This window comes from Lactiplantibacillus garii, assembly GCF_003885105.1.
GTDB lineage: Bacteria > Bacillota > Bacilli > Lactobacillales > Lactobacillaceae > Lactiplantibacillus > Lactiplantibacillus garii.
The window spans coordinates 23686-33806 of sequence record NZ_QWZQ01000016.1 but is presented as its reverse complement, the minus strand read 5'-3'; the positions used below and the strand labels follow the sequence as shown (position 1 = coordinate 33806).

Annotated in this window: 5 protein-coding genes; all 5 read left to right on the top strand. The window is 50.1% G+C overall.

Going from position 1 to position 10121, the window contains the following annotated elements; translation table 11 throughout:
• The first annotated feature begins 8 nt into the window (after positions 1-8).
• Positions 9-926 (top strand): dihydroorotate dehydrogenase, encoded by a 918-nt coding sequence (locus D1831_RS06290; protein ID WP_125072081.1) that lies wholly within the window; start codon positions 9-11, stop codon positions 924-926.
• A complete protein-coding gene (gene pyrF / locus D1831_RS06285; RefSeq protein WP_125072080.1) occupies positions 923-1639 on the top strand; it encodes an orotidine-5'-phosphate decarboxylase in 717 nt (238 codons plus the stop codon). The genes D1831_RS06290 and pyrF overlap by 4 nt, the downstream gene beginning before the upstream one ends.
• A complete protein-coding gene (pyrE, locus tag D1831_RS06280) occupies positions 1639-2277 on the top strand; it encodes an orotate phosphoribosyltransferase (protein WP_125072079.1) in 639 nt (212 codons plus the stop codon). The genes pyrF and pyrE overlap by 1 nt, the downstream gene beginning before the upstream one ends.
• A 298-nt stretch (positions 2278-2575) precedes the next feature.
• Positions 2576-6169 (top strand): PD-(D/E)XK nuclease family protein, encoded by a 3594-nt coding sequence (locus D1831_RS06275; protein WP_125072078.1) that lies wholly within the window; start codon positions 2576-2578, stop codon positions 6167-6169.
• Entirely contained in the window at positions 6169-9969 is a 3801-nt protein-coding gene (addA, locus tag D1831_RS06270) for a helicase-exonuclease AddAB subunit AddA (protein WP_125072077.1), read from the top strand. Before D1831_RS06275 ends, addA begins: the two co-directional genes overlap by 1 nt.
• Positions 9970-10121: the final 152 nt, after the last annotated feature.

Below are 10121 nucleotides of genomic sequence, written 5' to 3'. Positions count from 1 at the left end.
AATTACACATGGGACGGTTAACAGTAGATTTAGCGGGGGTCACACTAAAAAATCCGGTCATGCCGGCAAGTGGTACGGCGGCGTACGGGCAGAGCATGGCAAAGCAGTTGGATCTAGGGGCCCTCGGCGGCCTGGTGATCAAATCGACGACCGCCGAACCCAAGGTGGGTAATCCCCGGCCAACCACCGCACCAACTACGGCCGGTTGGTTGAACGCAATCGGTTTAAAAAATCCGGGAATCAAGGCCGTTTTAGCTGAGAAGTTACCGTGGTTGGCAACCAACTACCCGGAACTGCCAATTATCGGCAGCGTGGCCGGCGCTAGTTTTGACGAGTACGTGACGGTGGCGCAACAGATGGCAACCGCACCAAACGTGAAACTGTTAGAAATTAACATTTCGTGTCCAAACGTGGATCACGGCGGTTTGGCGTTTGGAACCGACCCGGTAACGGTGGAACAATTGACCCGAAAAATCGTGGACGCGGTTGATAAACCGGTCTTTATGAAATTGACGCCGAACGTGACCGACATTGTGCCAATTGCGCAAGCGGCCGAAGCCGGTGGTGCCAGTGGGTTGACAATGATCAATACGCTGACCGGGATGGGCATTGACCTGGCGACCCGTAAGCCAATTTTGGCACACGGCACCGGGGGCTTGTCCGGCAAAGCCATTCACCCGTTAGCGGTGCGGATGATTCACCAAGTTCGTCAGCAAACAAAGTTACCGATCATTGGGGTCGGGGGAGTCTTCAGTCCCGCGGACGTCCTGGAATTTTATTTAGCCGGTGCCAACGCGGTACAAGTTGGGGCCGCGACGTACGGGCACCCGACCGCTTGTACCGATATCATCGCCGGCTTACCGGCAGCGATGGATAAGTACGGAATCAGTAGTTTACAAGACTTGATTACGGAGGTGCAGGGATGAAGCGACCAGTAATCATTGCGTTAGACTTTCCCACGGCTGAGCAAGCGTTAACCTTTTTGGACCAGTTTCCGGCGGCCCTGCACGTCACCGTGAAAATTGGCATGGAGTTATTTTACGCGGCGGGACCGGCCATCGTTAAGGCCGTTCAGGACCGGGGCCACGCGGTTTTTCTCGATTTAAAGCTCCACGATATCCCGAATACCGTGGAAGCGGGCATGCGGGTGATCGGGCAATTAGGGGTCACCTACACGACGGTACACGCGGCGGGTGGTCACGTGATGTTGGCCGCGGCGAAGCGTGGTTTAGTAGCGGGTGCGGCGAGTCAAGGCTTACCGGCTCCCAAGCTACTAGCAATCACTCAGCTGACGTCGACGAACCAAACAATTTTAAACGAAGATCAGCAGATTGCTGGTACGGTACAACAAAGTGTCGTCCACTACGCCGACCTTGCCAAACGCAGCGGCTGTGACGGGGTGATTTGTTCTGCTCAAGAAGTTGCGGCCATTCACAGCGCCGTGGGTTCCGATTTTCTGGGAATCACGCCCGGTATTCGACCGGCGAGTGCCCAAGCGGATGATCAACAACGGGTGATGACCCCCGTCGCGGCCGCTAAAGCGGGCAGTAACGGTTTAGTGGTTGGACGACCAATCACCCGGGCCAGCGCCCCGGTTAACGCTTATCAACAAATAGTTCAAGAATGGAGTGGCCAATAATGACTGAAATTGCAGCAACCATTGCGCGTGACCTGTTATCAATTCAGGCCGTTACCTTACGTCCTAACGCCCCGTTTACGTGGGCCAGTGGAATTCATAGCCCAATTTACACGGATAACCGGTTGACGATCTCTTACCCGCAGGTCCGCCAGCACATTGCGGCTGGCATTGCGGCCATCATTAAACGGGACTATCCCGATACTCAGGTGATTGCCGGGGTCGCTACGGCGGGCATTCCGCACGCAGCTTGGGTAGCTCAATTACTCGACTTACCATTGATTTACGTGCGTTCAAAGCCTAAGGATCACGGTGCTGGTCGGCAAATCGAAGGGGTGTTAAAAGCTGGCGAAAAAGTTGTGATGTTAGATGACTTAATTTCAACTGGTGGAAGCGTTTTGCAGGCGGCTAAAGCGGTTCAGGCTGAAGGCGGCGATATCCTGGCAGTTGGGTCGATTTTCAGCTACGGTTTGGGCGCGGCGACGACTAACTTTGAGGCGGCTAAGTTACCGCTATTCAGTTTGTCAAACTACACGACCCTGATTAAAGTTGCCCGTGAGAAGGGGGACATTAACGACGCTGAGTTAGCGTCACTGCACACGTGGCGTAAGGATCCGCAACACTGGGATCCAAAACAATAGAATCAGTTGAACGTTCGTTGTGAGACGCTGATTTTTAAAAAATTAAGGGAATCAATGACTCAATTGTTTGGGGCGTTGGTTCCCTTTAAAGTTGTGTTTGGTTTATTGGCAGCGGTGTGTAGCTAGTTAGAAAATGGAATTTGATGACGTGGGCTGGTTTGATAGGTTTAGGCCCAGGTTATGGGCTGTAAAAGAAACTAGCAAGATCCGTCGGAAGTGTTTTTTTGTCTCGCAAACTATGCGATAATGAGACTAAACTAATGAGAACGTCTGTTCAGATTTTGAGGAGGAATTTGCGGTGAGTTTACAATTTGTACTAGGTTCGGCCAAGACCGACCACCGGGAGTTGATGGTGCGCCAACTGGTTAAAACGTTAGCGGCGTATCCCCAAGATCAACTGTTTTACTTGGTGCCTAATCACGTTAAGTTTGATACCGAAGTTGACGTTTTGACCCGGTTATCACGGGCCTTTGATCAACCTGACCTGTACGCCCAAAGCCGGGTGCAAATTTTTTCGTTTACCCGCTTAGCCTGGTACTTAATGAAAAATGAAGCGGCTTACCAGGTTCCCCGGTTATCAGCCGCTGGAATCGACATGTTGTTGTACCGTATTTTACGGCAGCACGCCGACGACTTACGGTTATTTGGTGGCGAAATTTCACAACCAGGTTTTGTGACCCAATTGGCCAAGGAAATTAACGAATTACAAGTTGCCAACCTTCAACCTGAAGACGTACGCCAACTCGCAGAAAACGCCACTACGGGTGATTTGCAGGCCAAGCTGCACGATCTGGCGATTGTTTACGCTGATTTTACGACTGCGACGGCGGGAAAGTACTTAAAACCCGCCGACGTTTTAGCACAATTAAACGGCTATCTGCGGCACCAGGACCTCCATGGTACCCACGTTTACTTAGAACAGTTTACTCAGCTGTCTTCACAGGAACAGGGAATCGTGACGACTTTGTTAGAGCGCGGAGCCGACGTGACGATTAGCTTGATTTTGGATAAGAAGGTGACCGACCACGTCCCGGAAAACGGGACCTTATTTTACCAGTCACAACGGCTATACTACCGCTTATACCAATACGCTCGGGCACGCAAGATTCCCGTATTAAACGACCTTCACGCGACCACTCCGCGGGTCAGCGTCGGTTTAGCGGCCTTAGACGATTATTGGCGGGGACGGCCACGGGCGGGCAGTGGTTCTGAGCCAGCCAATCAACACGTGCACGTTTTCCGTGCTGATAGTCGCCAAAATGAGTTAGCCCAAGTTGGTCGCATGATTCGGGCCATGGTAGCTCAAAAACATGAAAATCCGGAAGATGATTACCATTACCGGGATTTTTTGATCATGACGCGTCACTTGAATAGCTACCAAACCATGCTGGCACCAACGCTGCATCAGTTGGAGATTCCGTATTTTGTTGATCTCCAACGGTCAATGGCGGATCACCCCCTCGTCGAACTGATTACCGCCCTGTTTGAATTGGACGCGTCAAACTATCAGTACCGTGACGTGATGCGGATTTTAAAAACGGAATTGATTATACCAACGGTTGACGGGCAGCCGATGGACCACCAGGCATACCGGCAAGCGGTGGACCTTACTGAAAACTTTATTCTGAAAAGCGGCTATAGCGGTAACCGGTGGACGCAGGAAGCGGACTGGCAATACTTTGCGTTGACCGAGGGTGACGCTGGGGTGGAAACGGATAAAAATGCCGCTATTTCAAAACAAATCAATTTAATTCACCACTTCGTTGCGACTACTTTTCCGCCATTCTTTAAGGCGCTGAAGGCGGCAGTAGATGGGCGGAGCGCGGCGACCGTGTTAGTTAATTTCTTGGATCAGTGTGGCGTGACGACGCAACTGCTGGTCTGGCGAGATCAAGCGTTAGACCAACAGGACGTGGCGGCCGCGGCTGAGCCGGAACAGACTTGGCAGACTTTTTGTCAGATGCTTGATGAATACGTCGCCATTTTAGGCGATGAGCCGTTTGATAGTACCGATTTCCTGGCACTACTACAGGCCGGTTTTGAAGGGGCCAGCTATTCACAGATTCCGTCAACGTTAGACCAAGTACTAGTTTCTGAAAGCGGGATGGTTCAAAGCCAGGATCGCCGGGTAGTCTTTATGATTGGGGCGACTGACCTAGTGATGCCCGATCGCATCGTGACGAATAACTTACTCAGCGACGTGGATAAAGCGACTTTGCAGCCGGCTATCAAGCAACTTGGTGACGACCGCTTTTTGAGTGACTCGGCCGTCGTTCAACTGGGGGATGAAAGCTTCTTAAACTACACCGCTTTTTTAAGCGCACGGGAACAGTTATTTCTGAGTGCGCCGTTGAAGGATGATCAGGAAACTGACTTGAATTGGTCTAACTACGTGGTACGAATTCAAAAACATTTTCGACTGAAAAATCATACTTATTTGACGATTCCCGACCCGGAGAGTGCCAGTGTGCGGCCCTTTGTGGCAACTAAGCGGCGAACAATCAGTCACGTCATTCAAGTTTACCGGGACGTGTTGACTACCAATGCCGATCGTCAACACAGCGGCCTGACGCCAATTCAACCGGCGCCCGTGTGGGTGTGGTTACGACGGCAACTGACTCAGGATCCCCAATTTGGTGCGTTATCACAGCAATTACTGGCTGGTTTGAGTTATCGTAATCAGCCCAGTGATTTGAGCAAGGCAAGTGTATCGGCCTTATATGGTAATCAAATTTATACATCAATTTCAAAATTGGAAGAGTTTTACCGGAACCGTTACGCTTACTTCCTGAAGTACGGCTTAAAGTTACGTGAACGGGACGTGTTTGAGTTGTCCGCGGCTAGTACCGGAGAATTTTTCCACGCCGTTTTGGATGGGTTAATTAAAGCCATCCGGGCGGACCAGGTGCCGTTGGCAAGTGTTGCGGACCGTGAGTTGAGTCAGTACTTGGAGACCGTCACTAAACGGGTCTTGGATCAACCCCAGTTCACCATTTTGACGAGTTCCAACCGCATGGCCTATATTCAACGGCAACTGATCAGTACCGTCCGACAGATTGCATTTGCCATCCGGAATCAGGGCAAGCGGTCCGCAGCGCAGCCGATTCAAACGGAATTACTGTTTGGAAACGTGGGTAAGGAACACGGCTTAAAGGCCCTTGATTTTCAAGTGGACGCAACGCATAGCGTACACGTACGGGGCAAGATTGACCGGTTAGACGAAATTCAGGTTGCTGATCAACGCTACTTAGGAATCGTTGATTATAAATCATCCCAACATAAATTTAACTTTGGAGAAGCTTACTACGGGTTAGCGATGCAGATGTTGACCTATTTGGACGCAGTGTTGCATAACGAGCAGACCATCGTTGGTGACCGTAGTACGGCCATTCAACTGGCAGGGGCGCTGTATATGCATATTCAAAATCCCATTTTAAAGCCAAAGGACCTGAAGTCGGGATTTGAAGACGCCCTGCTTAAGGAAAATAAATATCGGGGCATCCTGGTTGATGACCCCCAACTGTTGGACCATTTGGATAGCGAGCTGCAAGATACGACCGGTACCTCCAAAGTTTATCCGTTCCGCCGTAAAAAGGACGGTTCGTACAGTGGTGGGATTGGACAGTCACTGGTAACCAACGCGCAGTTGGAACGGCTATTGCAACATAATAGTCAGTTGATTGTTAAAGCTGCCGAAGCCATATTTGCCGGGAGTATTGATTTAAATCCAATCCGTTTAAATGATAAGACGACCGCGTTGCAATATTCGCCGTACCTAGCCATTATGCAGTTTGACGCGATGCTCCCGGAGAATAATTATCGTGATTTAGAGCCTTTGAAACCGGCGGAAGTGTTAGCCCGGCTAAAGGCGGAACTGGAGGAAAATAACTAATGAGTGCAAAAACACAGTACACCGAGAGTCAACAAGCAGTAATTAGTCAGCAGGGAAACAACCTGTTAGTTTCCGCTTCCGCCGGTTCCGGAAAAACGACCGTTTTAATTGAACGTATTATGCGTAAAATTTTGGCGGGGACCAACGTGGACCAGTTGCTCGTCGTGACGTTTACCAATTTGGCTGCCAAACACATGAAGCAGAAATTGGAGTCGCAGATTAATAAACGGATCTCACAGCTGATGACGGCGGATGCGTCAAAAACTACGGCGGATCCTGCAGTGCAGCGCTTACGACAACAATTAAATTTATTAGGAGTTGCCAACATCAGTACGCTGGATGCCTTTTGTTTACGCGTGATTCAGCGGTACTACTACGTAATTGATTTAGACCCGGTCTTCCGATTGTTAACGGATAACACCGAGGGCTTGCTGATCCGAGATCAAGTTTGGGATGCGGTCCGTGAGAAGCTGTACGCGGAGGACGGCCAGCTGTTTGACCTCTTGACCGCTAACTTTTCAAACGATCGCAGTGATGACGGACTGGGGCAACTCGTTTTTCGGTTATTTGACTTTGCACAGTCAACGCCGGATCCCGAAGCGTGGTTAACGGCTTTACCGAAAAATTACCATCTTGAGGGGTCCGAACTAACGGCGACTGATTTTTATCAACAACGGTTGTTACCCCTGCTTCGGCAAACGTTAGAAACGTTAGTGGGTCAGATGAAACAAGCGGTGCAGATTGCGGAAACGGCCGCGTTAGCGCCCAAAACGATTTTGGCAGTGCAGACGGCACAAGCCGATTTAACGACGTTGGCGACTGAGTTACCGACTGCTAGCTGGAACACGGTGCGGACCGCGGTCACCGGATTTAAAGTTGGGCGCATGACCAAAACCTACAAGACGGATCCAGAAAAAACGGCCCGCGCTCAGGCGATGGGGAACCTAGTTGACGACGTTAAAAAGCAGATGGGTAATCTGGCGGAAAGCTACTTTGCGGCCGATGAAGAGCAGGTTTTAGACGTCATGACGGGCGCGGAGGCGATTGTTCGTGAATTAGTGCGAGCTACGCAGCGCTTTAAAGCCGCTTTTGCGCTAGAAAAGCGGCGCCGGCACGTCCTTGATTTTTCGGATCTGGAACACCTCACGCTGGCTATCTTGACGAATGACAGTGAAAGTGGACGGGGAGCGCTGGCCCAACTTAAGGCTCAGTTTGAAGAAGTCATGGTGGATGAATATCAGGATATTAATAGTTTACAGGAAACGATTTTGCAATTATTGTCCCGTAAAGATCCCGGTAATATGTTTATGGTGGGGGACGTAAAGCAGTCAATCTATCAATTCCGATTAGCCGACCCGCTGCTCTTTTTGCATAAATACCACGATTTTGGGGCTAATCCCAGTCATGGGGACCGGATCGTATTGGCCGAGAACTTCCGCTCGGTGGAAAACGTGGATAACTTCACCAATTTAATTTTTAGTCAGTTAATGGACGCACCGGTTGGGCAGATTGAGTACGACCAGGCGGCGTATTTGAAGTATGGTCCCAAAGACTACCCGGAAGATATGCCCCAAACAACGAGTCTGTTATTGTACCAAACGGGCACGGACACTCCGGATGAATCCACGCAACATCAGGCGGTGCACTCGTCTGATGAGGAGGGAGCGGAAGTAGCGTTTTCAATTGACGACCCGTCCATTGGCAGTATTACCATGGTTGCTCAAAAGATTTTGGCGTTGAAAAAAATGGCACACCCAATTTTTGACCGCTCAACGGGGCGTTACCGGCCGTTTCGTTTTAGTGATGCGGCGCTACTCGTACCCACACGAAATCATAATTTAACAATCATTGATATTTTTAAGCAGTACCACATTCCCATCGTAGTCAACGATGCACAGAATTATTTTCAAACGACCGAAATCCGAATTATGATGGCGTTGCTCAGTGTAATTGACAATCCCTATCAGGATATTCCACTGGTTGCGGTGTTACGCTCACCCATCGTGGGCTTGGATGAAAACCAGCTCGTTTATTTACGTATTCAAAATAAAACGAGTGATTATTTCCAGGCCGTCCGTGATTTTTATCAACGGTACCCAACAGCGGCGGATCACAGTGATTACGGTGACAAACTATATGCTAAAGTTGAAACGTTTATGCGACAGTTAACGGAGTTTCGGGACCTAGCACGGCGCAACCAAATCGTGACGCTAATTTGGCGCATTTACGAACAGACAGGTTTTCTGGATTACGTGGGTGGTATGCCGGCCGGGCCGCAACGCCAGGCCAACCTACACGCGTTGTACGAACGGGCGTACACTTATGAACAGGGAAGTTTTAAGGGACTGTTTCAATTTGTCCGGTTTATTAAACGGATGCAGGAAAAGGATCAGGACTTAGCCGCTGCGGTCGCTGAGACCGATACCGAAGCGGTTAGTGTAATGACGATTCACGGGAGTAAGGGGTTAGAATACCCGGTTATTTTTCTGATGGACATGGATAAGCGATTTAATCAGACCGATACCCGGGCCAACGCCCTAATGGATCGTGAAGCTGGTATCGGGATTAACTATTTGGATCCGGAACAGCGGGTCAAATACCCGACGTTACCACGACTGGTTATTCAGCAAGTTGTGAGTCAAAAGTTGCGGGCCGAAGAAATGCGTAAATTGTACGTCGCCATCACCCGGGCACAGCAACAACTGTTTTTAGTGGGAACGATTGAATCCATTGATGCGGCAACCGCAAAGTGGCGAAAGGGGTTTGGCAGTTCGGGGCGGGTGTTAAGTGCCCAAGTTCGGACGAGCACCAATAACCAATTAGACTGGGTCGGAATGGCCCTCATGCGGCACCCCCTGATGAAGGATTACTGGGGTGACGAGTGGCCAACCTTTACGTTAGACACGGATCCAACTAAGTTTACGCTGGAACTCGGTGATGCACAGTCAATTGGTCAACGGCAAACAACCAGTACGGTGGCGGACGAAAGTGCCGTTAGTCAGGTAGAACAAGCCGTCACCATTGACGTTGATCAAATGACCCGTGATAACCTCACGAACTTGTTAAACTTTCAATACGGTCACCAAGTTTCAACGGTGACCACGGCTTACCAGTCGGTCTCGGAAGTTAAGCGCATATTTGAAGATCCCGATACGGCGCGCATGAATGCTAATCCAACGGTCAGTGCTAAACGGGCCCGACCAACCAGTCGTTTCGTAACGGGAGAACTTGAGATGCCCCAATTCTTGCAAACGACGCGGGAACCAACCAGTGCTGAAGTGGGGAGTGCTACCCACTTAGTTTTGGAACAGTTGGATCTGACCCAACCAGTCAATTCGATAACGGTACAAACGACCATTGACGATTTGGTGGCCAAACGCGTGTTAACGGAACCACTCGCAAAATTAATTAACGTTGACGCCGTGGTGGGCTTCTACGCGAGTGAGCTGGGGCAACAAATTCTAGCTGCTCCCGCTAACGTTCACCGGGAAGTTCCGTTTTCATTACTATTGCCTGCGCGCCAGCTTTTTACCGAGTTAGACGTTCACGAGCACGCCCGGGTACTGATTCACGGAATCATTGACGGTTATTTTGAAACACCGAACGGCTTGATCTTGTTTGATTATAAAACCGATCACGTTAAACAACCGGCGGACTTATTGACGCGTTATGCTGGTCAAGTCGAACTCTACGCTGCCGCGTTACGCTCCATGTACCAGCGTCCGGTTGTGCAACAGTACCTGTATTCCTTACCACAACGTACGTTTGTCGATGTGCCACAAAGGAAAACTACAAATTAAAAGCTCAAGCTAAAAAAGCAGAGTGTGCCAAAAGACGGTTAGCTGGTGAGCATTAACGGCGTATGGCGAACGATCCTGGACTTGGATTGTTTGACATACGGGGTTAAGCGGAGCCCGCTGACTTTTGAAACCCGTTTCGACAGTAATTGTGC

Coding starts and splice junctions, on each gene's coding strand:
- D1831_RS06290 (WP_125072081.1), top strand. CDS start 9: ATGGGACGGTTAACAGTAGATTTAGCGGGGGTCACACTAAAAAATCCG.
- pyrF (WP_125072080.1), top strand. CDS start 923: ATGAAGCGACCAGTAATCATTGCGTTAGACTTTCCCACGGCTGAGCAA.
- pyrE (WP_125072079.1), top strand. CDS start 1,639: ATGACTGAAATTGCAGCAACCATTGCGCGTGACCTGTTATCAATTCAG.
- addA (WP_125072077.1), top strand. CDS start 6,169: ATGAGTGCAAAAACACAGTACACCGAGAGTCAACAAGCAGTAATTAGT.